The 25,823-nt window shown below is 44.3% G+C and carries 19 protein-coding genes; 10 read left to right on the forward strand and 9 right to left on the reverse strand.

The window, feature by feature from the left end; all coding sequences use genetic code 11:
• Positions 1–34 precede the first annotated feature (34 nt).
• Both ACXAFJ_RS05470 and ACXAFJ_RS05475 read right to left on the reverse strand, forming a co-directional pair.
• Positions 35–1,885 carry an Hsp70 family protein gene (locus ACXAFJ_RS05470; RefSeq protein WP_475321967.1) on the reverse strand — a complete coding sequence of 617 codons (1,851 nt, stop codon included), beginning with the start codon at positions 1,883–1,885 and terminating at the stop codon, positions 35–37.
• Positions 1,885–2,499, reverse strand: coding sequence for a DUF2760 domain-containing protein (locus ACXAFJ_RS05475; RefSeq protein WP_475321969.1), 615 nt, complete (start codon positions 2,497–2,499; stop codon positions 1,885–1,887). The genes ACXAFJ_RS05470 and ACXAFJ_RS05475 overlap by 1 nt, the downstream gene beginning before the upstream one ends.
• 238 nt (positions 2,500–2,737) lie before the next feature.
• Between ACXAFJ_RS05475 and ACXAFJ_RS05480 the strand changes: the two genes are divergently transcribed.
• Positions 2,738–3,268 (forward strand): 3'-5' exonuclease, encoded by a 531-nt coding sequence (locus ACXAFJ_RS05480; protein ID WP_475321971.1) that lies wholly within the window; start codon positions 2,738–2,740, stop codon positions 3,266–3,268.
• A 22-nt stretch (positions 3,269–3,290) separates the two neighbouring features.
• Here the strand turns inward: ACXAFJ_RS05480 and ACXAFJ_RS05485 are convergent, their stop codons facing one another.
• Positions 3,291–4,385, reverse strand: coding sequence for a response regulator (locus tag ACXAFJ_RS05485; protein WP_475321972.1), 1,095 nt, complete (start codon positions 4,383–4,385; stop codon positions 3,291–3,293).
• A 138-nt stretch (positions 4,386–4,523) separates the two neighbouring features.
• The gene (locus ACXAFJ_RS05490) at positions 4,524–5,615 is read right to left on the reverse strand and encodes an EAL domain-containing response regulator (protein WP_475321974.1); all 1,092 of its coding nucleotides are present in this window, start codon (positions 5,613–5,615) and stop codon (positions 4,524–4,526) included.
• A gap of 172 nt (positions 5,616–5,787) precedes the next feature.
• On the opposite strand from ACXAFJ_RS05490, the gene ACXAFJ_RS05495 reads away from it, so the two are divergent.
• From ACXAFJ_RS05495 to ACXAFJ_RS05510, 4 genes are all read left to right on the forward strand, one after another.
• Positions 5,788–6,771, forward strand: coding sequence for an ABC transporter substrate-binding protein (locus ACXAFJ_RS05495; RefSeq protein ID WP_475321975.1), 984 nt, complete (start codon positions 5,788–5,790; stop codon positions 6,769–6,771).
• Positions 6,768–10,040 (forward strand): PAS domain S-box protein, encoded by a 3,273-nt coding sequence (locus ACXAFJ_RS05500; protein WP_475321977.1) that lies wholly within the window; start codon positions 6,768–6,770, stop codon positions 10,038–10,040. The genes ACXAFJ_RS05495 and ACXAFJ_RS05500 overlap by 4 nt, the downstream gene beginning before the upstream one ends.
• Before the next feature lie 112 nt (positions 10,041–10,152).
• Positions 10,153–10,485: a zinc ribbon domain-containing protein YjdM gene (locus ACXAFJ_RS05505; protein WP_475321978.1), complete on the forward strand. Its 333-nt coding sequence runs from the start codon at positions 10,153–10,155 to the stop codon at positions 10,483–10,485.
• Between the two features lie 59 nt (positions 10,486–10,544).
• Positions 10,545–11,561 carry a hypothetical protein gene (locus tag ACXAFJ_RS05510; RefSeq protein WP_475321979.1) on the forward strand — a complete coding sequence of 339 codons (1,017 nt, stop codon included), beginning with the start codon at positions 10,545–10,547 and terminating at the stop codon, positions 11,559–11,561.
• Positions 11,562–11,580: 19 nt separating this feature from the next.
• Here the strand turns inward: ACXAFJ_RS05510 and ACXAFJ_RS05515 are convergent, their stop codons facing one another.
• Together ACXAFJ_RS05515 and ACXAFJ_RS05520 are read right to left on the reverse strand one after the other, a co-directional pair.
• Positions 11,581–13,455, reverse strand: a complete 1,875-nt coding sequence (locus tag ACXAFJ_RS05515) for an alkaline phosphatase D family protein (protein ID WP_475321980.1) — start codon at positions 13,453–13,455, stop codon at positions 11,581–11,583.
• Between the two features lie 70 nt (positions 13,456–13,525).
• Entirely contained in the window at positions 13,526–13,885 is a 360-nt protein-coding gene (locus ACXAFJ_RS05520) for a VC1380 family protein (RefSeq protein ID WP_475321982.1), read from the reverse strand.
• Positions 13,886–14,047: 162 nt separating this feature from the next.
• Between ACXAFJ_RS05520 and hrpA the strand changes: the two genes are divergently transcribed.
• The 3 genes from hrpA (at position 14,048) to ihfA (ending at position 19,291) form a co-directional block, all read left to right on the forward strand.
• Positions 14,048–17,965 carry an ATP-dependent RNA helicase HrpA gene (gene hrpA / locus ACXAFJ_RS05525; RefSeq protein ID WP_475321984.1) on the forward strand — a complete coding sequence of 1,306 codons (3,918 nt, stop codon included), beginning with the start codon at positions 14,048–14,050 and terminating at the stop codon, positions 17,963–17,965.
• Positions 17,966–18,071: 106 nt separating this feature from the next.
• Positions 18,072–18,572: a porin family protein gene (locus ACXAFJ_RS05530; RefSeq protein WP_475321985.1), complete on the forward strand. Its 501-nt coding sequence runs from the start codon at positions 18,072–18,074 to the stop codon at positions 18,570–18,572.
• A gap of 422 nt (positions 18,573–18,994) precedes the next feature.
• Positions 18,995–19,291: an integration host factor subunit alpha gene (ihfA, locus tag ACXAFJ_RS05535; RefSeq protein WP_475321986.1), complete on the forward strand. Its 297-nt coding sequence runs from the start codon at positions 18,995–18,997 to the stop codon at positions 19,289–19,291.
• Positions 19,292–19,466: 175 nt separating this feature from the next.
• On the opposite strand, the gene ACXAFJ_RS05540 is transcribed toward ihfA, so the two are convergent.
• The gene (locus tag ACXAFJ_RS05540) at positions 19,467–19,790 is read right to left on the reverse strand and encodes an HI1450 family dsDNA-mimic protein (RefSeq protein WP_475321987.1); all 324 of its coding nucleotides are present in this window, start codon (positions 19,788–19,790) and stop codon (positions 19,467–19,469) included.
• A gap of 1 nt (position 19,791) precedes the next feature.
• Positions 19,792–20,358, reverse strand: a complete 567-nt coding sequence (gene efpL / locus ACXAFJ_RS05545; RefSeq protein WP_475321989.1) for an elongation factor P-like protein EfpL — start codon at positions 20,356–20,358, stop codon at positions 19,792–19,794.
• Positions 20,359–20,493: 135 nt separating this feature from the next.
• Here efpL and ACXAFJ_RS05550 point away from each other — a divergent pair, with 135 nt between their 5' ends.
• Both ACXAFJ_RS05550 and ACXAFJ_RS05555 read left to right on the forward strand, forming a co-directional pair.
• On the forward strand, positions 20,494–21,261 hold the full coding sequence (locus ACXAFJ_RS05550) for a nucleotidyltransferase domain-containing protein (RefSeq protein ID WP_475324066.1): 768 nt from the start codon (positions 20,494–20,496) through the stop codon (positions 21,259–21,261).
• A gap of 129 nt (positions 21,262–21,390) precedes the next feature.
• Positions 21,391–23,454, forward strand: a complete 2,064-nt coding sequence (locus ACXAFJ_RS05555; RefSeq protein WP_475321990.1) for an EAL domain-containing protein — start codon at positions 21,391–21,393, stop codon at positions 23,452–23,454.
• Here the strand turns inward: ACXAFJ_RS05555 and ACXAFJ_RS05560 are convergent.
• A complete protein-coding gene (locus ACXAFJ_RS05560) occupies positions 23,451–25,814 on the reverse strand; it encodes a DNA polymerase II (protein WP_475321992.1) in 2,364 nt (787 codons plus the stop codon). The genes ACXAFJ_RS05555 and ACXAFJ_RS05560 overlap by 4 nt on opposite strands.
• Positions 25,815–25,823 lie beyond the last annotated feature (9 nt).

A 25,823-nucleotide genomic window follows, 5' to 3' on the forward strand; every position in this document is an offset into this window, starting at 1 on the left:
TAGCAATGAGCTATTTTGCTTATGACAATCGCCCTTATTGGCCCTCTCTCACATCAAACTCAACGTGCCAGCGTTGGCCATTGTCAGAGGCGACGGCTTCTAATCTTAAGGTGCCGATTTCAGTGACAGTGGAAGATAAGGTGACTGGAACAATTTGTCCCTGAGTGCGCCCTTCACTAACTGCAAGCGTGGCACTGATCTCCGGCAGTTCTTCTAACTCATTGTCGTTCCAGTGCTCTAAATGGGCACCGGCTTGATCCTCTTTGCGTGTGGATGAGCCAAAGAACTGAAAATGTACAGGTTCGCCAATCACAAGGCCAAACTCACGGCTTGTGATATCAGCTGTTGTGCCTTCTTCCATACCAAATGGAGCAACACACAAAGCTTCAACGGGAGGAGCCATTCCTGGAATCGCTGGCATAGCACTTTCAATTCCCACGTAGTAGGCGTTGGCTAATCCACCTCGAATTCGAACCCCATCACCCTGACGAACTTGGCCATAGTAGGAAGCGCCCGTTGCGACCGCGAGGTCTAAATCGCTGTCACTGAGTAGAGTGGCTGATTCAGCTCCTGATCCCTCTAACCAAGTATTGATGGTAGACAGGAGTCGGTTTGCCAATGACTCTGCTTTTAGTACGCCACCATTAAGCAATATTGCTGTCGGCTTAACAAAGTCCAGCGCGGTTTCAGTCGCCATTCCCGGCATACCAGCAAATGGATTTGCCTCTTGCGATGTGTTTTTACCGTGCTTAGTAAGAAATGCCGCAATATGGCGAGTGATTCCCGCGTCTTGTGCATACGGTAATCCCATGTGCGTCAGCGCGCCTTTGGCTCGTTGCACTGGATGCTCATCAATTGCCACACTTGGGAAGAAACCATCGACCAGTGTTTGTTGAACTTCTTGCTGAGTGAGTTCAGTTTTGAGCGTGCTACCAAGTAACTTGGAAGAACGGCTTGGTATTACGATAGGAACCGATTCAATACTTGAATCTGATAACAAAGATTCTTTGGCGTCACGACAGGCTTGTGAAATGGCTTGAATTTGCCAAGTTTGCAGCTCTTGCCCTTGTTGTGACATCTTCATTTTGATGCGGTAAGCCAACGCGAGATCCATATTGTCTCCGCCAAGCAAAATATGCTCACCAACGGCCACGCGCTCAAGGGTTAGGTTACCGTCTTGCTCACAAACCTCGACTAAAGAGAGGTCGGTGGTACCACCGCCGATGTCGACCACCAAAACGGTATCGCCCAGCGTTAACTGGTCTCGCCAAGTTTCTTCTGAACGATTTAACCAGCTGTATAACGCCGCTTGTGGCTCTTCCAATAGCGTAAGGTTAGTTAGCCCAGTATTGGCGGCAGCTTCTGCGGTCAGGTCACGCGCCGCAGGATCAAAACTTGCCGGAACAGTGATAGTCACTTCTTGCTGTTGCAGTGGATCATGACCGAATGTGTGGTTCCACGCATTTTGAATGTGCTCAAGATAAGCCTGAGTCGCTTCAAGCGGGGAGACTTTGGCAACGTCTTCCGGACTGCCAGCAGGTAGAAAAGCTTGATGACGATTCACACCGCCGTGACAAAGCCAAGATTTGGCACTGGCGACAAGACGAATTGGCGTTTTTCCACCTAAGTTACGGGCAATTTGTCCTACCAAGTACTTAGGTTCGCTCGTCCATGGCAAGACGCGCGATTGCGGATTCATTTCATGTTCATGAGGCTGATATAAAAACGAAGGTAGCTGATTTTTACTCTCGACCGTGCCTGGTGCGGTGAGCTGTGGAATATCGAAAACGTTAACTTTGGCGTTATCGTTGTTGAGTTCCAAATACGACACGACGCAATGCGTTGTACCCAAATCGATACCGACGCTGTATTTTGCATTAGACATTAGAGCTCTACCTCAGCAGGAGCAATCACAGCAGCGTTAAAGTTGTCGGCCGTTTTTGGCAAGGTAATCTGATCTACTTTCCAGCCTTTGTGGACTAGAGTGCCGTGGTAAGGCGCTTCACCTGTTACGTTGCCCACTAGACGAACGCTTTGGCTGTCGAAGCCTTGTTCTACTGAAATACGAGTTTCTTCTTGTTCGCTGCGAACTGGGGTCAGCGTCATGTAGTCATTTAGCACTTTTTGACCACCTGAGTGGATAACACGAGCGGCAGCACCCACTTCTTCGTCGCTAAACTGGCTGACGTCTTCATTCAGAAAATCGACCAATCTGGCTTCTTGTTGGAACAAGCCGAGCAATTGCAGTGCTGAATCCGTATTGGCTGTCGCAAGCTTTGATTCAACTTCAACGATCTTTTCGACCTCAACCACTTTTTCTACTTCTACAATTTTCTCGACTGGCTTTTCGACGATCTTTTCAACCGGCTTTTCGACCACTTTTTCGATGACTTTGGATTGACGAGACACAGCGATGGCCGTAAGTAAAACAGAAGAAACCATCAGACCAACGTGCAAGATGTCTAGGGTTTCGGGAACAAGTTGTAAATCGATATTCATAATCACTTTTCCGATTGTTGGGATGGCAAGGTTGGCTTGCCGAGATTACGCAAAAAATTGGCAGGATGTTAACACACCGTACCTTTGAGTCTGAATCAAATGGCGTAGTTTTCACGCAAAATAGGGTCTGAATGTCGATAAAACAGGCAAACATAAGCAGAAATAGGTATGGCTATCGCTAATGTCGTTATGAGACGTTAAACTTAGGTGTTTTAAATTTTCGTAACATGAGTACCCCATGAACCACAATCGCGTCGTTTGTTTTGATTTAGAAATGTGTTGTTGGAATGAAAACGGTGTGGGTACCACGGGCGAGATCATCGAAGTGGGCTTGGCTGAAGTCGATTTAACCAAAGGTGAAATCGTAAAACGCGCTCAATACTATGTAACCCCTGAACATGATGAAATATCCTGGTTTTGCTCGGAGTTAACCGGTATTACACCGCGAAAAATCGAGAAGCAGGGAAGGCCACTCGCTGAAGTGGTTAAGTCCATGGTGAAAAATTTCGGCGGGCCGAATAAAATCTACGCGGCTTGGGGACGCGATGACCACATTTTGTTTCAAGAATGCCAAGCAAAAGGCATAGAGCAACCCTTTAATGAGTTTCTAAATCTTGCGACCTTATATCGAATCGGACAACGTTCTAAAGACAAGCGAATTGGTCATCGGGCGGCGCAAGAAGCGCTGGGTATAGATTGGGAAGGACGTCAACATTCGGGATATGTCGACGCCTACAACTTAGCAAAAGTGGCGATAGCAATTCTCTAACGTCACATGTTAAACAAAGCTCCTAAAACAATTCAACCTCTTCGGTTTCCGCTTCTTGGTCATCGGATTCGAACAAAACTAGCAATTGATTGAGTTCTTCGCCGACACCGCGTCCAGACTCAAGCTTGTCATCAGCGCGGCTTCTCGCGCTTTCAATCATGGAAAGCAGAGCTTGTTCGGTGCTTTCTGACAGTTCGCCATCCACATTCAAAGCGCTAAATAAATCTTCGAGGTTGCGCTCTAAATCATCAATAATGTCAACGATACCTAATTTGATGGTCTCGTTTTGCTCTGAGAAACGTTTTACGGTGCGACGCAATTTAGTTTCGAGCAATATTTTTGCAGCCACTTGTTCCACGCCATCCATTAGGTAGGCTAAGTAGTCTTTCATTTCTCCGCATTCGGCCATATCGTCAGGCATGTTCTTGACCAAGAGGGAACACAAGCGCCAGTTGAACGCGGCACGGCTGTTACCAAATTCCATTATCCGGCGTGCACCCTGCAAAGATTCCAACAAAGCAGTATCGATGCCCTTCTCTAAGCCATCGTCAAAAAAGTACTCTTGGTTACTTTCATTTCGAAACACCAGCGAGCAATGCAGGCCAAAGGTTTCGGTAACTTTGAATATAGCGGTGGCCAACTGCTCAAAATCTTGGCTCAAATAGCTATTGGTAAAAAAGCGAATGATATGTCCCAATGAAGAAAGCTCCGACATTGCTCGTGCCGCAGCCATTTTGGCTTCTTGGCTTTGTTGAATATAGGGGTTGGTTAATAGAGACTGAATCTTTCTTTTAAGTTCAACAGGTTCGGCAGGTTTGGCGATAAAGTCGTTGCCACCCGAATCATACGCTTTTAGGCGCTCTTCCAATGATGTGAGCTGCGATAGGAAAAGTATAGGAACTTGGTTTCCTTTATCTCTTAGAGCGGTTGCCGTATCGTAGCCGTTCAACTTGGGCATTTGTATATCCATAAGGATCAAATCAGGCTGAAATTGAGGCACTTTATTCAATGCTTCCTCACCGTTATTGGCAGTGTCGATTTCATACTCACCTGATAAGCCGTTTATGTGGTAATCCTGAGCAAATTCATCGTCATCAACAATTAGAATTTTTGTCATGGTTTATTCCTTATCAGTGAGTGATTTATTGTGAATGTCGAGATGATCTTTTAGCCACAAATTGAAATCATTGGCAGACATTGGGCGCGCTACTAAAAATCCTTGGGCAAAGTCGCAGTTGAGTTTGGCCAGAAGGTCTCAATCGTCTTGTTCTTCAACGCCTTCAGCAACGATCTGCATCTTCAATTTTCTTCCTAGTTCAATACTCGACTCAAGGATCGCTCTCGAGGACGAATTTTTTGAAGCGCGGTGGACAAATGCTCTGTCAACTTTGAGTTCAGTAAATGGGATTTTGTTGAGTTGGTCTAAAGACGAATAGCCGGTTCCAAAATCATCAATGCTTAATCCAAACCCTTTGAGCCTCAACCTAACCAGTACATCAAGCGAAGTGGCTAAATTTTGTAGTAATCGGCTTTCAGTTATTTCGAGCACCACTGAACTGCAAGGCACATGGTAGACTCGAGTTAGATCTTCCACCTGTTCGGGTAAATCGATTTGACACAGGCTGTCACTGGACAAGTTGATACTGATTGCAAATCGCGTTTGATGAAAGGTATACCAGAAACTCAAGTTGGCTAACGCATTGCGGAATATAAGACGAGTCAGGGCATCGATAAGTCCAGCGTCTTCTGCGACGGGAATAAATTTGTCCGGCGGAATTGGCCCTTTTCTAGGATGAATCCAGCGAGCCAATACTTCAACCGCATGCAGTTGTTTAGATGCTAAACTGACTTGTGGCTGAAAGTATGGCTGGATTTCGTCATGAGCAATAGCATGTTGCAACTCTGCAACTGTTACGATGGACTCTGACGTAGGTTTTTTCTCCGCGTTTGACTTCAGCGTCTTGTCCAGTTCTTGTTTTAATCGTTCGGTGTGTACTGGTTTGGGAAGCGCGCCAATCACATTGAGTTTGTGCACTGATGCTAGGTTTTTCGCAGTTTCGAGCACTCTTAGGTCTTGAGCGCTAAACAAGATAATCGCACCCAGGTAGTGAAGGTTGGCTAAGGTTCGTATCAGCTCGATACCATCCATTTCTGGCATTTTTAGGTCGACAACCATGACATCAAACGTCACCCCATCTTTGACCAGTTGGATTGCTTCCATCCCACTGAGACAACTCACGTAGTTGGTGACTTGTAGCTCTTGCAGGTTGTGATGGATAGCCTCATGAAAAAAAGGGTCGTCGTCGACGATCAATACTTTAAGTTCTTGTAATGATTTTTCTGCCATTTGTAAGCCTGAACCGCTCGCTAGCCAAGGTAAGTTCTAACTAAATGACGTGGTTTTTAGAACAAACCGTGAGACATGAACTAATCCAAATTTAGCAGAGGAAACTCAAAAATGCGTAATTGGGTCTATAGTAAAACCAGAAACTAGTTAACTGGTTCATAAGGCTTTTGCTATGCAACGTTTAGTGAAGTTGACTCGAACTTGGCAACACTTTGGAGCAACGCAACTCTCGCTAGCACTGGTATTTGCACTATCTTTGTCGGGATGTCATCTGAAAGAGGATATTCGTGTTGGGACACATGTTTGGCCGGGGTACGAAACCTTACATCTTGCGAGAGAAATGGGGTTCTTGCCAGAAAATGTAGAAATGATCGAGCTGCTTTCTGCCTCAGATACGATGGAAGCATTCCGAAATGGTCGGATTGAAGTGGCTGCGCTGACTTTGGATGAAGCAATAACACTGAGCTCGGAAGGCTTTGACATCACAATATTCTTAGTCATGGATATTTCAAACGGCGCCGATACCTTGATTGCCCAGAATGGCATTAGCTCACTGGGTGAATTGAAAGGTAAGGTTGTTGGCGTTGAGCAAACGGCGCTCGGTGCATTTATGTTGCATCAAGCGCTGAGCCATGCTGGATTAGCGATCACAGAAATCGAGACCTTACCACTCCACATAAACGAGCATTTCAACGCCTTTGTTGATGGACAGATGGATGCGGTGATTACCTTCGAACCAGTCTCCACCCTATTAACCAATTTAGGACATAAAGTACTATTTGATAGCTCTGATATTCCCAATAACATCGTCGATGTTCTAGTCACCCAGCCTGACTTGCTTGAGTCAGATCTTGATGTGCTCAAAGGATTAGTCAATGCACAATTTGAAGCATTACTTTTTCTAGAATCTTCGCCGCAAACAGCGGCGGAAATTATGTCGCGTCGAATGGGAGTAACCCCAGATGAGCTTTTGTCCGCTTTACAAGGGCTAGTGATTCCAGATAGGGCGCATAACATCAGGTTGCTAGCCGAAGTTACAGGCCAAAGCCCAATTGGTAAAACACTGCAAATGCTCAGTCAGATCATGATTGATCATTCTATTATTCCGGAACAGAACCCAACCAAAATTATTGTAACTAGTGGGCTTATTGAGTGAAAAAAATACCCGCGCTTAGTTCTATCTCCATATTGCTACCAATTACATTGGTGATGGTGTTCTTGATTGCGACACTGCTTAGTTTCGGCACTGTGCTGTGGGGCAGTAAAGATATGACAAAAGAAAATAGCCTAGATCAGATTGGCTATTTGTTGCTGTCGATAAAAGCACGGACCGAGCTTGATTTAGCCAAAGGCGAGTTGGAAAAGCTTCACCATGATATTTCTATTATGGCAACCATTCCAGAAGTGGAGCGCATCGCCATTGTGGACGAATTCGGTGAAATCATACTTTCTAATCGCTATGCGGACGCAGGGAAAATATTGACTGATGTGGTGAAAACCTTATCCGTTGTTGATATGGAATCGGCCAGAGTACAAAAACGTATTCGCCACTACTTTAATGTTGAAGAATCCGAAATCGATGCTCTGCTGAGTTTTGCTTTGCCAAGCCAAGGGGAGTACCGCTCTACCAAACGGGGCTTAATCTATCTTCACTATGACCACAGCTCCGGACAAGGTCAGCTTTTCCTTATCTGGATTCAAAAGATTTCCATCAGCTTACTCATTGGCTTCATTTTGGTCATTCTAGCAATACTCTTGTTACGTCATTATCTTACTAAACCGCTGCGCTTTTTGGTCGCTCGTTCCACTGCACTGGCGGCGGGTGACCACAAGAAACATGTTCCATTAGCCGGTTTTTCAGAAGTCGTCGAGCTGGAGAAAGCCTTTGAGAGGATGCGCAAAGCCATCAACATTCAAATTGGTGAACTCAACCGAAACAAGCTGTATCTGGAGTCAAGTGTTGCAGTTCGAAGCAATGAACTTTATCAAGCCAATGTAAAATACAAACAAGCTCAAGAGATGGCGGGCTTGGGACACTTTGAAATCAACTTGGAAAATCTAAAGTGCGAGTTCTCAAGCGAGGCGTATGACATTTTGGGATTGAGCCGTCACTCGATGCTCACCCCTGAAATGTTATTCAACCCCATTGGATACCTGCCAGAAAGTTCCAAACAGTGGTTTGAAAAGATATTAGACAAAGATGTAAGAGAATTGGCGTTTGACTATTCCATCATCTTCGATGGCGAGATTCGTTACATCAGATTGAATAGCGAAAAAGTCTTCGATAGCAATGTGGCGGTCAAGGTGATTGGTGTTGTTCAAGACATCACTCAGCAACACAAAAAAGAAATCAAACTGGTGAAAAACCAGGCTATGACTCGTGCCATTATCGATACGGCTGCAGATGCGATAATAGTGATTAACAAAAGTGGAGAAATTCAAGAGTTTAGTCCAGCAGCAGAACGGATATTTGGTTACGACAAAAATGAAGTCCTATCTCAAAATGTGAAAATGTTGATGCCTGAGCCAAATCGGGGCAACCACGATGGTTATCTCACCACTTACTATGAGACTGGCGTACAGAAGGTGGTGAACAATAAGCGTGAAGTGAGTGCGCAACGTAAAAATGGTGAACAGTTCCCGATCGACTTAGCCGTAGCAGAAACTGTGATAGATGATACGGTATACTTTACGGCTATCATTCGCGACATTACCGAACGCAAACATTCAGAGCAAATGCTGCTTTCATCGATGCACGAAGCAAAATCAGCTGCGCAAGCAAAGTCTGCTTTTCTGGCAAATATGTCTCATGAGATTAGAACACCTATGAATGCCATTATTGGTTTATCGCATCTCGCCTTACAGTCATCGCCAAATGACGAGTTAAAAAACTACCTGACCAAGATTAAACGCTCTTCAGAAAGCTTACTTGGCGTTCTTAATGACATTTTGGACTTCTCAAAAATTGAGGCGGGTAAACTTGAAATCGAACTTGTGCCCTTTCATCTGCAAGACCTCGTCGATCAAGTAAGCAGTATATCTATGGTGCGTTCGGCGCAAAAACAACAACAGTTTGTGGTGAACGTATACCCGGATACGCCAACTAGCTTGATCGGTGACCAATTACGACTATCGCAGATCCTGATTAATCTGATTAGTAATGCCGTTAAATTTACGCCAGATAATGGCGCAGTCACTTTAGACATTGAAGCAACTGAGACAAATGCACTGTCCGCTGTATTGCGATTTTCAGTGACTGATACCGGAGTTGGGATTCCAAAAGAAAAACAAGCCAGTTTGTTTAAGGCATTTTCTCAGGCAGATGTTTCGACAACTCGCCAGTTTGGTGGTACCGGCCTTGGCCTGGCGATCAGTAAAAATCTCGTCAACATCATGGGCGGAGAGATTGGGTTCAATAGCTCTGAGGAACATGGGTCTACGTTTTATTTTTGTGTGCCATTTACCTTGTTATCGGAAGAGCAGCAACTGGAGACGGAGAAGGCAGTTGAAGACCAACCTTTAGACAAAAATGAACTAAAAGCACTGACCAATTTAAGAGTACTTTTGGTTGAAGACAACGATTTGAACCAAGAAATTGTGGTCGAGCTGCTCGATAATGTCGGAATGCGAGTGACTACTGCAAATAATGGCCAAGAAGCGATAGAGACTCTTTCAAAGCAAAACTTTGACTTGATTCTAATGGACTGTCAGATGCCGGTGATGGACGGTTATACTGCGACCGAAATCATCCGAAAAGACAAAAATTTAAACGGTACACCTATCATCGCGTTAACCGCCAATGTGTTCAAAGAAGACATCGAACGCATGAAAAATTCTGGCATGGACGACCATTTAGCCAAACCTCTAGACATTGAAATGCTCTACAAGAAAATCCACCATTGGGTTGATTTAGATAACCTGAATCCGCAATCAGCAGACAGCGATTTGCAAAAGCCGAGCGTAACTTTAGATAGTCAAAGCGCTAATCTTGAAGCGACAAGTATCAACGATGATGATCCTCAAAACACACCGCAAGAGTTCGATTACCAATCTTTAATGGCGAGTGGTGTGGACCTTAAACAAGGGCTTAAAAACGTCAGTAACAATCAAGGTTTTTATCAAAACATGCTGACTAAGTTTTCGGCAAAACAAAGTGAGTTCTCGGCCAGAATACTGGATGTCATAAACAATGAGCAATTAGAGGATGCTAAGTTAGAAGCGCATACACTAAAGGGGCAAGCGAGCTATTTAGGTTTCCATATTCTGATTGATCTTGCGTATGAGTTAGAGCAAATGTGCAACCCAGAGGAACCTGCCGAAATCGAACAGATAAAGTCGAAAGTTGCTGAAGTGCAGCAATCAATAATACGGAGCGTGGAAATACTGACCGGGGCGTTTTCATCGCAAGCCAGCAATGCTTGCTAGTCGTCTGAAGTAGGCGAGAGCTGCTATACCACTAAAAAGTTGTGGAAAAGGCTCGATCGACGCAGTGCATGGGTTTAGTATTGCCGCAAAGTTTGTTTAATCGGAATCATCTATGTCTTTACCTCCTTGTCCTCAGTGCCAGTCTGAATACGTTTACCAAGACCAAAGCCAGTTAATCTGTCCAGAATGTGCCTATGAATGGAACCCTGATGAAATTCTGGAACCCGAGTTTGTCGCGAAAGATGCTAACGGTGCGGCGCTAAGCGAAGGCGACAAGGTCACGGTTGTGAAAGATTTAAAGGTTAAAGGCTCTTCACTTGTAATTAAGATCGGTACTAAAGCGTTAATTCGCCGAATTGTGGAAGGCAAAGATCACGAGTTGGACTGCAAATTGGACGGCGCCGGCGAAATGATGATTACGGCCAAATTCGTCAAGAAAGCCTAGGCTAGCAGAAGAGTTTACCTAATTTGATTGTTTAAATGAGTAATTATAAGTACAGCATTATGAGTTCTTTTCTAACTGTCTTATGTCTTTGGCTTGTTGTATTTAACGCAGCAGCTAACGATGCGCTCGATATCGAAGAAGTCCTTGAATGGTTGGACTCGGAAATTGAAGAGATCCCCATCGACGAAAACGAGTGTTTTGTGTTTGAAGTCTATGATGCAGATTCGGACCAATGCGTCGTCGAGGTAGCATGTATCAACGATCAAGAATGTGAAGACTTTGACCTTGCTTACGACGACTTTCTTGAACGGCTAGAGAATTTGGATTTTGAGTTTGGTAATCACTACAGTGAAGGTGATGCTGAACAAATCGATAACTTATTTGCTATTGAAGATGGTCAATTAGCGCTGATTTCGGGTTCTCCAAGTACAGTTGCGACGGAGATGTGGTCTGTATTCTCGGAAATCATTCCACCACAATTGGTACAGCCATATCTTACCGAGTTCAGTACCTTTGATGATGGGGTGGGAAATTCGCTAGGCTTTGTACGTCAGACAGAGGGGAATTTAAATCAATGGCAACTAGCATTGGACTCAAGTGATTATCAGGATGGCGAGAACTACCGAGATTTCGTTCATACTTTGATTCACGAGTCTGCGCATGTCGCGTCACTTAATTCGACCCAAGTAAACTATGACAATCTAGATAATTGCCACGGTTATTTAATTGATGAAGGCTGTGTGAAAAAAGGTGCGCAATTAGATGCCTTTTATTTTCAGTTTTGGCACGGCAGCCTAATGGAAGCTCACTCGGCAACCGAGGAAGACCAAGAGCGCATCGATCAGTTTTACCAACGCTATTCGAACCAATTTGTTAGCGACTACGCCGCGACTAACCCAGTTGAAGATTACGCCGAGTCATTCGTGTACTTTGTCTTTAAAGCGGAAAACGCGTTAGGAAATCGAGTTAGGGATGACAAAGCCCGTTTTTTCTATCAATACCCGAGTTTGGTTGAGATCCGAAACCAAATCCGCGAAAAGCTGAGTCGCGACCCGAGATTTCATTCGAGTCTCTAATACCGGGCTTTGGTAAATACTAATTAAAATCGATGACGTCGCGATCAGCAGTTATTACACTGATGCGCTCCGCTTTACCTGACTCAGAGAGTTTTAGCCAACCCACGGCACTTCGATTAACCAAGTGACGGGTATCTCCCACAGTGGGTTTGCGCTTGGAGATTTTCAGCCGTTTACGCTTGGTGAAAAAGTTAAGTGGCGAGCGCGGTGCATAAAGCCAGGTATCCATCCAGTCACAGAACTTGAGTAGCTTGTTAGGGAATTGATTTTTAAACCCACTGGCGGTGACTTGAATGATTGATGGACTGGACTTTCTAAATCTTAGCTTGATGTCGTACGCAAAGGAATAATGCACATCGCCCGATAAGATGACAAAGTTCTGTGGCGTTTTACTGTGGGTGAATATGCTAACTAACGTATTAGCGCTTCCGGGGTGAGCCATCCAGTTTTCTGCGTCCACCATTAATGGCTTACCCATCCAAGTAACGATTCTTTGCAATGCTTCAATAAATTTGACCCCAAACATAGGCGCGGCAGACACAATAATAATCTGCTCTTGACCAACCAATTCATTTTGGAACTCCATCATGGATTCCCAATCCATCAAACCGGACGGTTTATTCATTTTTGATTCCGAGCGCCAGCGACGTGTTCGTGTATCCAACACCACAACTTTCGGCTTTAAGTCTAAGCTGTAGTGCCAATCCTCAAACGCCAAAACCTGATTGACAGCCTCAGCATGGTGATGATTTGCCGACATGGTTTCGATGGACCTTAGCGTTGGGAATAAGCTATCGAGAAACTTGTTGGGCTCATTGCCAATTCCCTGGAACAGCGCGTAGCTAATTAGCGCGTTGCCAATTATCTGTTTGGCGCTGTCGTTTTGGTACGCCGCTTGTTCCCAACCAACCGTTAGGTTCCAGTCATCTGTGACATCATGATCATCAAAGATCATATAGGTAGGAATGTGGGCGGTAAGCCGACGAAAACGAAACAACTCATCGGCAAATTCTTGAATCGATTGCTCGTCTTTTAGCCAGCTCTGCGCAATTTGCTCGGAGTGAGAGGTGCTCGAATCCAGCGTTTTGCGTTTCAATGCATGCCAGTCTATTTGTTCCCAAAGCGCAGGAGACCACACAAGCAAATACATGGCGTTGAATTCGGCCAAGGTGATCAAGTGATTACCTTTGTCGTTGGCGGTAAATATATCTTCTAGCGCACCTTGCGCCTTTTTAAAGGAAGCTTTGGGTGCTTTAGGTAAAAGTTGCGCGCGATTGGTGTAACAAAGTTCAGATTCGAAAAGACTTTGCCCCGATTTTATCCCGTTTAAATCCATAGATTCATCAAACAGTTTTAGCTGCGCAATCACATGGTGAATTGCAGCTAAAAGCGGCGTGGCGACATGGTCGGCATAGATTTGGTCACCGCTCATCAGCAACAGATCCGGTTGGTCTTGAAACTGACGACTTTCTATTAATTCATCTAACGAGCTTAATGCGTCACGTCCGGGGTGATGCGGTGCGCGACAAGAACCATGAAAAACTTCCGATGCGCGATCGGTAATAGTAAAACTCGGGGTTTTTGAGTCTGAATATGTGACGTTCGGGCACAATTTTGAAAGGGGTTGTGATTCCCCCAACAACTCATAGCTAATAGTCTGATTTATTGGCCAGTCACCATCAAAAACTAAAGTGTAAACATAGGCATGATCTCCAATCTGTATTGGAGTTTGCTCAGCAAGCTCTAGCGACGCCATCACGGATTGGTTTTGATTCAGTTGCCATTGACCCAAGAGTTTTTTGCTGGTGGCTAACCAAAACACAATCTGTTTCGATGTTGTCTTGCGTAACATTGGGCCGGCTAAGATAAGCGGCAAGGAGTTTGTATCATGCATCTTGTTATAATTATTCAGATATTGGTGACTAATTGAAACTTTTATTACTTTGGAAACAACAAATGGTTGTTCACTCTGGTTTATCGGATTTAGAAGGCAGATTCTCAATCGCTTCAATCACATCCGAACTCGAGCTTTCATGAGTGAGCATAAACAGCTCAACTAACTTATCTGCGGTAAATTCGTTTTTGTGTGCGAGCATATGTTCGAAGCGCTCTTTAATTAGCTCAACTTCGTGGCTAACAAACCCTCGTGGCTCTTCATCACCTTGAATGTCTTCCGGCGCGTTGTCGAATTCGAGAAACATTAAATTGTCTTCGACTCGACAACCAGTCAACCTTTCTGGTAGCCATTCATCACCAGTGACGACTTCCAAATGGGAATTACCCTCGTGTAGCGCTAAAAATTCTAAAAGGTCAGAAGCTTTCACTCAGTTGGCCTGTCTATACGTTTGCTTTGATGTAAGTGTAACGGAATTAATGCTGACATTTTTAATTTTTGAGTAACAAATTTGTGATGACTAATTGCAACCTGAGTTTGTGATACAATCCGCCGCAGTTAGAAAAATCAACAACAAGGCTACATTCTAAGTATGTCGAAGTCTGATATGCATTCTGAAATTAAAGCGTCAGCCAATACCGCTCAGTCATTGCGCAATGCAATTAAAGATTGTATGCGTAGAGACCAGTTTCGCTTGTCCAAACGAATCCAAGGGGCGAGTAAAATCAAAAACCAAGACTCTCGAAACAAGGTTTTTGATGAAATTGCACTTGATATTGCTCAGTCGATGAGTGTGCTGCAGCAACGTATTCAACATCAACCAAAGATTGAATACCCTGAAATTCTTCCTGTCAGTCAGAAAAAACAAGATATTGCCGAGGCCATAGCCGCCAACCAAGTGGTGATTGTGGCGGGTGAAACGGGTTCGGGTAAAACGACGCAGTTACCAAAAATCTGTGCCGAGCTAGGAAGAGGTAAGGCAGGTTACATCGGTCACACCCAACCTCGAAGGCTGGCCGCACGTTCTGTTGCCAATAGAATTGCCGAAGAGATGGAAACTCAACTTGGCGACTTTGTCGGCTACAAGGTGCGATTTAGCGATCAAGTTTCTGATAACACGCAAGTTAAGTTAATGACAGACGGTATCTTGCTGGCAGAGATTCAGCACGATAGATACCTGAATCAATATGACACCATCATTATCGATGAAGCGCACGAACGCAGTCTCAATATCGATTTTATTCTCGGCTACTTAAAAGAGCTGCTACCAAAACGGCCTGACCTCAAAGTTATTATTACCTCTGCGACCATTGACCCGGAACGTTTTTCAAAACACTTTGATAACGCACCAATAATTGAAGTCTCTGGCCGTACCTATCCGGTTGAAGTTCGTTATCGTCCGTTAGGCGGTGAAGATGACTCCGACAGAGATCAATTGGAAGGCATTTTCGACGCTGTCGACGAGTTGTGCGATGAAGGCTTGGGCGACATCTTGATCTTTATGAACGGTGAGCGAGAGATTCGCGATACCGCGGATGCGTTAAGCAAACGCAATTTGAAAAGCACCGAAATAGTGCCGCTTTATGCTCGATTGTCGGCAGGTGAGCAAAATAAGATTTTCCAACCCCATGCCGGAAGAAGAATAGTGCTTGCAACTAACGTAGCTGAAACATCGCTAACCGTTCCGGGTATTAAATACGTGATTGATCCGGGTACAGCGCGAATCAGTCGCTACAGCTATCGCACTAAAGTGCAGCGACTACCGATTGAGCCAGTGTCACAGGCCAGTGCCAATCAGCGTAAAGGTCGATGTGGTCGTGTTGAAGAGGGCATCTGTATTCGTTTGTATTCGGAAGACGATTTCCTTTCGCGTCCCGAGTTTACCGACCCTGAAATTCTAAGAACCAATTTGGCATCCGTTATTTTGCAAATGACGGCGTTAGGATTGGGCGATATTGAAGCATTTCCATTTGTCGAAGCGCCGGATAAGCGCAACGTGCAAGATGGGGTGAGATTGCTCGAAGAACTCGGTGCGATCAACGATAAGGCTAGCGATCCGCGAAAACGTCTTACGTCTTCTGGTCGCCAATTAGCCAAACTACCGATTGACCCAAGATTGGCTCGTATGGTGCTAGAAGCACCTAAGCTAGGCTGCTTGCAAGAAGTGATGATTATTACGTCCGCACTTTCTATCCAAGACCCTAGAGAAAGGCCATCCGATAAGCAGCAATCGTCTGATGACAAACATCGGCGTTTCTATCACGAAGATTCTGATTTCCTCACTTTTGTGAATCTTTGGGACCACTTAAAGAAAAAACAAAAAGAGTTAACCGGCAACCAGTTTAGAAAATACTGCAAACAAGAATATCTGAACTATCTGCGTGTCCGCGAATGGCAAGATGTCTATACCCAATTGCATCAGACGATGCGAGAGTTAGATTTTAAGCTTAACACCGAGCCGGGCAGCTATCAGGGCGTGCATAGCGCGATATTGACAGGTTTACTGTCTCATTTGGGTAACAAAGACCAAGAGAAAAACGAATATCAAGGTGCACGCAATGCTCGTTTTCACATTTTCCCAGCATCAGGTCTCTTTAAAAAACAGCCAAAGTGGGTGATGTCAGCTGAGCTGGTGGAAACCTCTAAGTTATGGGCCAGAGTAGTGGCGAAGGTTCAACCTGAATGGATTGAACCCTTAGCAAAACACCTCATTAAGCGAAGCTATAGTGAGCCTCATTGGTCGAAAAAGCGAGCGGCTGTGATGGCTTATGAAAAGGTCACACTATACGGCATGCCGATCATTGCCAAACGCTTGGTGAACTACAGCAACATTGACGCTACGATCAGCCGCGAGATCTTCATCCGCAGTGCACTTGTTGAGGGCGAATGGGAAACCAAACATGCCTTCTTTAAACAGAATCGACGCCTGTTACAAGAAGTGGAAGAGCTTGAGCATAAGTCACGCCGTCGCGACATTTTGGTCGATGACGACGAATTGTTCGACTTTTACGATCAGCGTGTGGGCACGGAAGTCGTTTCCGGACGTCATTTTGATACCTGGTGGAAAAAGGCGTCTCAGAAAAACAGTGAACTGCTGAACTTTGAAAAAGAAATGCTATTCAGAGGTGACGCAAGCCATGTCACCGACTTGGACTACCCTAATTTCTGGTATCAAGGCTCGTTAAAACTCAAACTTAGCTACCAGTTTGAGCCCGGTGATGACAACGACGGTGTGACGGTCCACATTCCGCTGCCGATATTAAACCAAGTGGAGCCAGATGGTTTTGACTGGCAAATTCCCGGTTTGCGCAAGGAACTCTTGGTTAGCCTGATTAAGTCGTTACCAAAAACACTGCGCCGCAACTTTGTACCAGCGCCTAACTACGCCGATGCTGTCTTGGCCCGAGTCGAGTCCGTTGATGCGCCATTGCTCGATACACTCGAGAAAGAGTTGCGAAGAATTACCGGAGTTGAAATCCTGCGTGAAGACTGGCAGTTAGACCAAGTGCCAGAGCACCTTAAAATCACCTATCGAGCTGTTGACCACCGAAACCGTAAGCTGAAAGAGCACAAAGACCTTTATGAACTCAAAGACAGCTTAAAGGACAAAGTTCAAGAAACCTTGTCAAAAGTGGCTGACGATGACATTGAGCAATCTGGTTTGCATACGTGGAGTTTTGGTACTTTGCCGAACGTCTACCAACAAAAACGCGGTGGATTTGAAGTCAAAGCTTACCCAGCATTAGTGGATAACAAAGACAGCGTTGAGATTAAATTGTTTGAAACCGAGCAAGAGCAACAGCAAGCGATGTCGGCAGGTCAACGACGTCTAGTTTTGCTCAATGTTCCTTCGCCAATCAAGTATTTGCACGCCAACTTGCCCAATAAATCTAAGCTGGGCCTGTACTTTAATCCTTATGGAAAGGTGCTGGATTTGATTGATGATTGCATTGCTTGTGGCGTTGACAAGCTAATCGCCGAACAAGGTGGTTTAGTATGGGATTCAGACAAATTTGAAGCTCTAAAAGAGCATATTCGCGCCGAGCTGGGTGATACCGTGGTTGAGATTGCTAAACAAGTTGAAGCAATACTGACCACGTCTTTCAATATTCAGAAGAAACTCAAAGGCAAAATTGACTTCACTATGGCATTTGCCCTTTCTGATATTAAGGCGCAGATGGAAGGTCTGATCTATCGCGGTTTTGCCACTGAATGTGGGTGGCAAAAGTTGGCCGACATTCACCGATACTTGAAAGCGATAGAACGTCGAATGGAAAAATTACCGATCGACCCGAATAAAGATCGTTTACATATGTTGAAAGTCGAATCAGTGACTAACCGCTATCAGGAGCTGCTTAACAAGATTCCAAAGGGCATGGCTGTTCCTGAGAACGTGAAAGAAATTCGCTGGATGATTCAAGAGCTTAGAGTGAGTTATTTTGCTCAGCAATTAGGGACACCGTACCCAGTTTCAGATAAGCGTGTTTTAAATGCGATTGAAGCCTGCTAAATGGCGGTGCGATTTTTGCTTAATAATAACCACAGTATTTGCAACAACAGGTTTGTTGCGCAAAAAGCCTGCTATGCTTCTAGCAGAACCAAATAGGAAAGCAATGATGAAAAAGACACTACTTGCACTTGTTTTAATGGGCGTTTCCTCATTCGCAAATGCGGATTCATGGATTTACGGAGGCGTTAACGTAGGACAAGCAGACCTGAACAACAAAGATTCTTCTAGCTTTGGTATTCATGCAGGAACAGGAATCTTGCCGTTTATAGGTGTTGAAGCCGGTTACCAAAACCACGGTGACTTCGAAAATGTCGCTTATGGCGCAAACAGCTCAATTACGCTTGAAGCTGATTCTATGTATTTGGCTATCAAACCGAGTCTAGACTTTGGTCCGCTGCATATATACGCCAAAGCAGGTTTGCATTCTTACGAAATGACCAATAAATCAAAAACCTTTAAAGAAGATGAAGTTGATACGGTTTACGGTGTTGGTGCTGAATATTTCTTGATGGGGCCAATATCGGTGGGCGCGAGCTATATGACTTTTTCGATGAAAGAAGAAGACATTTCAACACTAATGCTCAATGCGACGTTTCACTTCCTATGATTTGATTCTAAACTCATAACCAGAATGAATAGCGACTCACCATGGGTCGCTTTTTTTATGCATTTTGCTTCATTTTGTCGTGTGCTTTTGTCTTTAGGTTAAGTGCAAGTCATAGTTTTTTAACACTTTTTTTGATCTCGACCGCAAACAGACTAATAAACTAGTTCAGCTCCCAATACTAGTGATTTATACCGAATAGCGTTTTAAAGTTAACCGAAGCTAGATGGATGATAGTGAATAATCCGTTACGTATCTTGTTGTTTCACCGAGATTTTGCCGATAGTTAACATAAAAAAGTTGGCGATAATCAGAAGCTTGGCATACACTTTTGTGTAAATGCCGATATGTCGTTGATTGGCTGGCGAAAAGGTAGAGGGTTTTGAAGCCTCACCTATGTTTAACACAGCTTTGAGGGAAGTTTTATGGCGCTCACAAAGGCCGATTTGGCAGAAAACCTGTTCGAGAAACTTGGTTACAGCAAACGTGATGCCAAAGAAACGGTTGAAGCCTTTTTTGAAGAAATTCGTAAAGCTCTTGAAAATGGCGAGCAGGTAAAATTATCTGGGTTCGGAAATTTTGATCTTCGTGATAAAAATGAACGCCCTGGACGCAACCCTAAAACGGGTGAAGATATTCCGATTTCCGCTCGACGCGTAGTGACCTTTAGACCAGGTCAAAAGCTTAAAGCGCGTGTAGAGCAAATTGAAGTCGACAAATAATACAGTCTGATTTCAACAAAAATTCAAACCCTGTACATTGAGTGTGCAGGGTTTGTTTGTTTAGCGTTTTGGTATTTTATATCAGTTAACTGACAGCAGCCGGTACATAGGGGCTGAACTAGACTCTTTAGTGTTGGCTAAAAAAAGCGAGCTTGAAATGCTCGCTTATAAAAAACTAGTCCCGCTTCCACATGATGTGGCAGGTTTTGTCTTCAGCGACTCGGCTAATCAATACTCTGGCAAACACATCATCAAGAACATCATCTTGTTCGTTGACCAATCCGATTCTGACTTCAGCAAAACGTGTTTTGTCGATCGGTTGACCGGCTTGTTGCTCCCAATCATCTGCAACTTCGACTAATTCTGCGGCACCTCTGTCATCAAATTGTGCAGTGAATAGCATTAGATCTACAGTTTCTAGGTTACCTTCAGCCAACTCCAAAAAGATGTCATAGGCAGTTTCAATAGCGTCATCTAGGGATATGAGTTCTTCAGACATATTAGGCTCGGCTCATGTATTTTTTTTCAGCGGTATTAATAACAATACGATCGTTGGTTGCAATGTACTCTGGTACCTGAACAGTAAGTCCAGTAGCCAAACGTGCAGGTTTGGTGCGAGCAGAAGCTGAAGCGCCTTTAATTGAAGGGTCAGTTTCTTCAATCACCATCTCAACAGAAGAGGGCAGTTCGAGCGCTACCGCATCGCCATTAACCAACACAACTTGCAAACCTTGAATGTCTTCTGTCAGAAACAACAATTCTTCTTGAATATCGTCTTTCTGAAACGAATACTGGGCGTAATCTTCCGAATCCATGAATATGTATTCGTCGCCGTCAACGTAAGAAAAGGTTGCGTTGCGTTTGTTCATCTCCATAGTCTCGAGTATATCATCAGCTTTGCAACGCTCATCGACTTTGCCGCCTGTCGCCAAATCTTTAAATCGAAAACGATAAACAGTTGAAGCACCTCGTGCACTTGGTTTGGTTACGTCAATATCTTTGACTAGCAGGATTTTTCCGTTTCGCTCAACAACGAAGCCTTTTTTTATGTCACTTGCTTTTGGCATCAATACATTTCCGGTTTTTTATGAACGGCATCATTATAACAAAGAGTCGGAGCTTGATTCATTACTTACGCTGAGCGAACATTACAACTTGAGATGTATACCCACTCGGTCAATGAGCAAGGATTCCAAAATACCATGATGTTGTCGGTAATCGACCCAAACCAGCCGTTTCAGACAGAGTATCAAGCGGTTATTCAAGACTTAAAATTGTGTCTAACAAGCGGGCTGGGAGAAAATTTACATAGTATTTATGTGTTTGGTAGTGTCGCGACAAAAACCGCTCAGCCAAATCTGTCAGATTTGAATGTCATTGTAGTGGCTCACAATCCCTTCCCTGATAGCCGAAATGCCTTATACAACTCGATTAAATGGCGTTTTCAAAAAGACTATCCCCATGTCACAGGTGTTGATTTCAAGACAGCTTTGGTGGCAGACGTGACGTCAATTGAGCATATTCTGCATTGGGGCTTTATGCTGCGTCATTTGGCGGTCAACATTCATGGTGAAAATTTAGCAGAGTGTTTTGGAGATTTTGAACCTAGTTGGGAGATTGCCAAACACTGGAATATGGATACCGAAGACTGGCTTGCGGTCTATCGCCATCGAATTGGTCGTGCTGAAAAAGCCGATGATTTATTACGATCTCAAAAAATCCTTGCAAAGAAATTGCTAAGGGCAAGCTACTCGTTAGTCATCCCTAAAGACAAAAATTGGCATAATGATCCTAGATCTTGCGCGAAAGCGTTTCTTCGCTACTACCCAGATCGAAAAGTTGACGTGCAACGTTTGTTAATTTTGCTTTCTGGAAAACCCGTCCATAAACGTTCAGTCATTGGTCTGATTGATGGCTTTGGCGAGTGGTTGGTTGAACAGTACAAAAAAACCGAATTTAGGATCGGCTAGTCACGCAAGCCTTAGATGACTAAGGATTGCCAAACCTTGGTTGTACATTGCTACAAATTTAACTGACAAAACACTCAAAATCGCCATCTTGTGCTAACTTTATTAGAGACAACTTAATAAGGCGGCACTATGCCTGATCGCTTAAAAACGTGGTCTATTCGGGCTAATCGACTTTCTCTTATCCAACATGTATTTATGCCTTCTCTACACGCAATTAGGGAGGGCTTGTTATGGCTAATTCCTTGTTTAATACTGTCTTCTTTATTGCTATTTATCGCCAGTATCACCGAGTTTATAACTGGTGAACGCAGTGACTGGGTTGATTTACTGTATGTCATTCATTCATCAATCGCTGCTTACTTTCCCTTTCTGATGTCAGCCAGTATTGGCTACGTACTAGCGCTACAATGGAAGCTACCTAGACCGCCCATTGCGTTACTTTGTGTACTCTATTTAAGCGTAGTAAGCAGCCTTTTGGAGTCGGGAGCTGGTCTTCAGACCTATCTAATCGTTATGGCGATAACGATTCCCTTGTACGCGGTTCCTACATTAAGTGTGTTAACGCAAGTATCTTACTTACGTGTAACCAGAACCGACAGTGCGGGCCAAATTGTTAAGGAATCACTCAATCTGGTCATCCCGGCATTACTGACATTACTTTTTGTCATTGCCGTAAATCTTGTGGTCATCAATGGCATATTGGATAGACTTTCTTGGTTACCCATGGTCACGTTTGACTACGCCAACGAACCGACCTTATTTGGCGCAACCTTTGCCGCGCTAAACTCCACACTGTGGTTTTTTGGCATTCACGGTTACTACGCGTTGCTACCATTGGTGGATTTGCTGCAAGAAGCCAGTAACTTAAATCTCTCTACGGTGCTAGCTGGAGGAAACGCTTCAAATTTAATGAATTTGTCGTTAATGGGAACCTTCGTTTTTATCGGCGGCAGTGGTGCAACATTATCACTCGTCATAGCTTTACTTTTGTTTTCTGAACATCGCACTCATCGCTTGATGGCGTTGGCCAGTATCCCAATTGGCTTAATCAACGTGAACGAAATCTTGCTATTTGGGCTGCCTATCATTCTCAATCCTCGATTATTTTTGCCGTTTCTCATTGCGCCGATGGTCAACGTTGTAGTTTCGGTGGTCGCTGTATCCCTAAATGTGGTTCCCATTCCAACAGTTGCCGTGCCGTTCAATAGCCCGATTATCATCAATGCGTTAATGAGTACTGAAGGCAACTTCTCTGCTGTCGGATTACAGCTGTTTAATATCATGCTTGGCGTGTTTATCTACCTCCCGGCGGTTCGCGGTCTAAACAAAGCCCTCAAAAAGACCTCGATTCAGATGAAGTCGCTAGACACGACCTACACAAGGCGGCAAGAAGAAGTTCGCTATCAACTAGACGATCCGGTACTGGAATCAAAAACTAAGCTCAGAGATGCAACCATTCTAGAATCTCGCCTAGATATGCTGAGCCGCATTGAATTTTGCCTTGAATATCAACCACAAGTGGACCCTTCAACTGGGAAAACCAAAGGGTGTGAAGCCCTGATCCGTGCCAAAAACAGTGAAGGTGCTGTACTTTATCCAGGTGACTTTATTCCTTGGTTAGACAAGGGTGGTTTGATGAAGGACATGGATCTCTGGGTATGTCGACAGGTTGTGAAAGACATTAAGACACTGGAACTATCAGGCATTTACCTTACCGTAAGTATTAATGTGACAGCTAATCTACTTACCGATGACTCGTATTTTGAGCGGATGCTGAAAATCATTGAGCCGGTAGGTGACCGCATTCATTTAGAAATTGTCGAAGAAAGCATGCTCAACGATGAAAAGAAAATTGCATTAGCTTTGAACAAGCTACATCAAATTGGTTCGCAAGTTCATATTGATGACTTTGGGACGGGATTTTCTTCGTTAAGCTACTTAAACCAGTTCGATATTGATGCCGTAAAAGTGGACCGCTCTTTTGTACTCGCTTTATCTAACGAGAGAGGGGTAAAAGTGTTCAATGGTATTCTTTCTGTGGCTAATGAGTTAGAACTCAAAGTCATTGTTGAAGGTGTAGAAAGCCAAGAACAATTAGACAGTGTTCCTCGTGATGGAAGTGTACTAGTGCAAGGGTGGTTATATTCAAAATCACTACCACTAGAAAAATTGATCGCCTTTGTAAACCGCTAGAACAGACCTAGCTGAGGCGCGGTTAAATCCTCAAAGCGCATGCCAATAAAGGGGAGTATTCCATCTGCGACCGGTGCCAGTTGCTTGTCAATGTAGTGCTGATAATCTATCGGGCTTTGTCGGTATTCCCAAGGCTCAGGACCGTTAGTGGTAATGCAATATTCGATATAGCCTTTATTTTGGTATTGCAACGGACGCCCAAGTTGCTCATTCATCTGGTCAGCCAATTTTGCTGCTTTAACTTGAGGCGGAATATTCTTTTGATATTCTGAAAGCTTGCGCCTGAGTCGTTTGCGGTATATCAGTTGTTGGTCAAACTCGCCCGCTTGGGTTCGATTTACCATCTCTTGCACATACGCAGTTGGATCATCACCGTTGAACACCATTTTATACAAGGTTCTTTGGAATTCCTGAGAAAGCGGTGTCCAGTCTGTACGGGCACTTTCCAAACCTTTGAAAACCAATTCCGAATCACCTTGCTCCGATTGAATCAGTCCGGCATAGCGCTTTTTTGACCCTGTCTCTGAGCCGCGAATGGTCGGCATTAAAAATCGTCGATAGTGGGTTTCGTATTCCAGCTCAAGGCAGGAATCTAGGCCGTGCTCTTGTTTAATATGATGCTTCCACCAATCATTGATATGTCTAACTAAGTCTTTACCAATTTTATCTGCGTCGGCGGTGTCATATTTCCCGTTTAGCGACACAAATGTCGAATCAGTGTCACCATAAATCACTTGGTATCCCTTGGCTTCGATTAGGGCTTTAGTTTGTTTCATGATTTCGTGGCCCCGCATGGTAATGCTTGAAGCCAACCGGGTATCGAAGAACCGACAACCCGAGGAACCTAACACCCCATAAAACGAATTCATAATGATCTTTATCGCTTGTGAAAAAGCACTTCGTTTGAGTTTTTTCGCTTCGTCTCTTGCTGACCACAAGGTCTGAATTAAGTCTGGCAGAAAGTGTTTAGTCCGATGAAACTGCGCACCTTTGAAGCCGGCAACGGATTGATTTTCTTGCAAGCCCAGTGTTTGTTTCAAACCTTCGACTAAGCCCAACGGGTCGATTAAAAAAGTGCGTATAATTGCCGGATACAGGCTTTTAAAATCCAACACCAGCACTGAATCATACAAACCAGGAATAGAATCCATTACATAACCGCCTGGAGATGCCAGCCAATTTTCTGGCTCCAAATTTGGGGCGACGTATCCCGCTCGATGTAAGCGTGGCAAATAAAGATTGGTAAATGCCGCCACAGAGCCACCAACGCGATCGAGTTCTACACCGGTCAAGTTGCTACGTTCGATGGCGAACTCGATGAGGTTGGTGTGATCAAATATACGATTTACCAAGACGCAATCTTGGAGGTTGTACTTGGCGAGGGCAGGCTTGTCATGACGATACATTTGATTGATTTCATCCATTCGGTCATGAACATTGTTGATTGCTTTGCCTTCCCCTAAAAGTTCTCTGGACACCGACTCCAACGACCATGAACGAAAGTGATAGGTTGCGGTTTTGAGTGTATCGATACCATCTAATACCACTCTGCCCGGGATAGAGATAAAGCTCTTCATATTGGGTAACGCGCGATAATGTGCCTTTTGATTTCCTCGACCCAGGTTAAGTGGTACACAGTGGAATTCAGCACGTTTGTTCAGCAATCTGAGGTCAAAATCAATCACGCTCCAACCGACGATAATGTCCGGATCATATCGGTTAAACCAGACAACAAGTTCTTGCAGGAGTTGCTTCTCGTTATCCACCCATTGGATAGGCGTATCACTGTGTTGAGGCTGTCCTATCATCAGAACGCGACTGTCCAATTCGCTGTCTAAACCAATTGAGTACAAAATGCCTTTTTCGGAGCATTCAATATCAAGAGACACACGCGTTAAGGTTGGGTGATAACTGCCTTTACGGCATTGTGTTTCGGCAACTTCAAAATAGCCGTGTTTTTGATTAATGGTGCCGTGAAATTCAATACCGCCTTGGATAAATCGTTCCATTAAATATCGGTCGGAAAGTCGAACATCTTGCTCCCAAACGGGTTCTTGAATGGATTGTAGATAATCGAAAATACGTCGGTTATCTCGAATAGTTTGGGTATAGATTGCAGCGACGGCGACCTGTTTGAAGGTGTGTAAGCCGAGCGGCTTAACTTCGGCAGAGATGGATTGGCTGTTTAGCCATTGAGTGAGCGACTCAATTGAAGACTGAGCGACAAACATAACTGGTCGCTCATTTTGGATAAGAAGACGTTGAGGGCCATGATCTGTTTTTACCCAAAGCTCAATCAGAGTCGAATTACCGACATCACGAGCTTGCCGAGTAAGCAAGAAACCGTTTTCAACTGGCAATGGAGGCCT

It is taken from the genome of Vibrio sp. ABH4_348 (genome assembly GCF_056159765.1).

Excerpts from the sequence above, each read along its gene's own strand:
- ACXAFJ_RS05470 (WP_475321967.1), bottom strand. The coding sequence starts at position 1,885 with ATGTCTAATGCAAAATACAGCGTCGGTATCGATTTGGGTACAACGCAT.
- ACXAFJ_RS05475 (WP_475321969.1), bottom strand. The coding sequence starts at position 2,499 with ATGAATATCGATTTACAACTTGTTCCCGAAACCCTAGACATCTTGCAC.
- ACXAFJ_RS05480 (WP_475321971.1), top strand. The coding sequence starts at position 2,738 with ATGAACCACAATCGCGTCGTTTGTTTTGATTTAGAAATGTGTTGTTGG.
- ACXAFJ_RS05485 (WP_475321972.1), bottom strand. The coding sequence starts at position 4,385 with ATGACAAAAATTCTAATTGTTGATGACGATGAATTTGCTCAGGATTAC.
- ACXAFJ_RS05490 (WP_475321974.1), bottom strand. The coding sequence starts at position 5,615 with ATGGCAGAAAAATCATTACAAGAACTTAAAGTATTGATCGTCGACGAC.
- ACXAFJ_RS05495 (WP_475321975.1), top strand. The coding sequence starts at position 5,788 with ATGCAACGTTTAGTGAAGTTGACTCGAACTTGGCAACACTTTGGAGCA.
- ACXAFJ_RS05505 (WP_475321978.1), top strand. The coding sequence starts at position 10,153 with ATGTCTTTACCTCCTTGTCCTCAGTGCCAGTCTGAATACGTTTACCAA.
- ACXAFJ_RS05510 (WP_475321979.1), top strand. The coding sequence starts at position 10,545 with ATGAGTTCTTTTCTAACTGTCTTATGTCTTTGGCTTGTTGTATTTAAC.
- ACXAFJ_RS05515 (WP_475321980.1), bottom strand. The coding sequence starts at position 13,455 with ATGCATGATACAAACTCCTTGCCGCTTATCTTAGCCGGCCCAATGTTA.
- hrpA (WP_475321984.1), top strand. The coding sequence starts at position 14,048 with ATGTCGAAGTCTGATATGCATTCTGAAATTAAAGCGTCAGCCAATACC.
- ACXAFJ_RS05530 (WP_475321985.1), top strand. The coding sequence starts at position 18,072 with ATGAAAAAGACACTACTTGCACTTGTTTTAATGGGCGTTTCCTCATTC.
- ihfA (WP_475321986.1), top strand. The coding sequence starts at position 18,995 with ATGGCGCTCACAAAGGCCGATTTGGCAGAAAACCTGTTCGAGAAACTT.
- ACXAFJ_RS05540 (WP_475321987.1), bottom strand. The coding sequence starts at position 19,790 with ATGTCTGAAGAACTCATATCCCTAGATGACGCTATTGAAACTGCCTAT.
- efpL (WP_475321989.1), bottom strand. The coding sequence starts at position 20,358 with ATGCCAAAAGCAAGTGACATAAAAAAAGGCTTCGTTGTTGAGCGAAAC.
- ACXAFJ_RS05550 (WP_475324066.1), top strand. The coding sequence starts at position 20,494 with ATGATGTTGTCGGTAATCGACCCAAACCAGCCGTTTCAGACAGAGTAT.
- ACXAFJ_RS05555 (WP_475321990.1), top strand. The coding sequence starts at position 21,391 with ATGCCTGATCGCTTAAAAACGTGGTCTATTCGGGCTAATCGACTTTCT.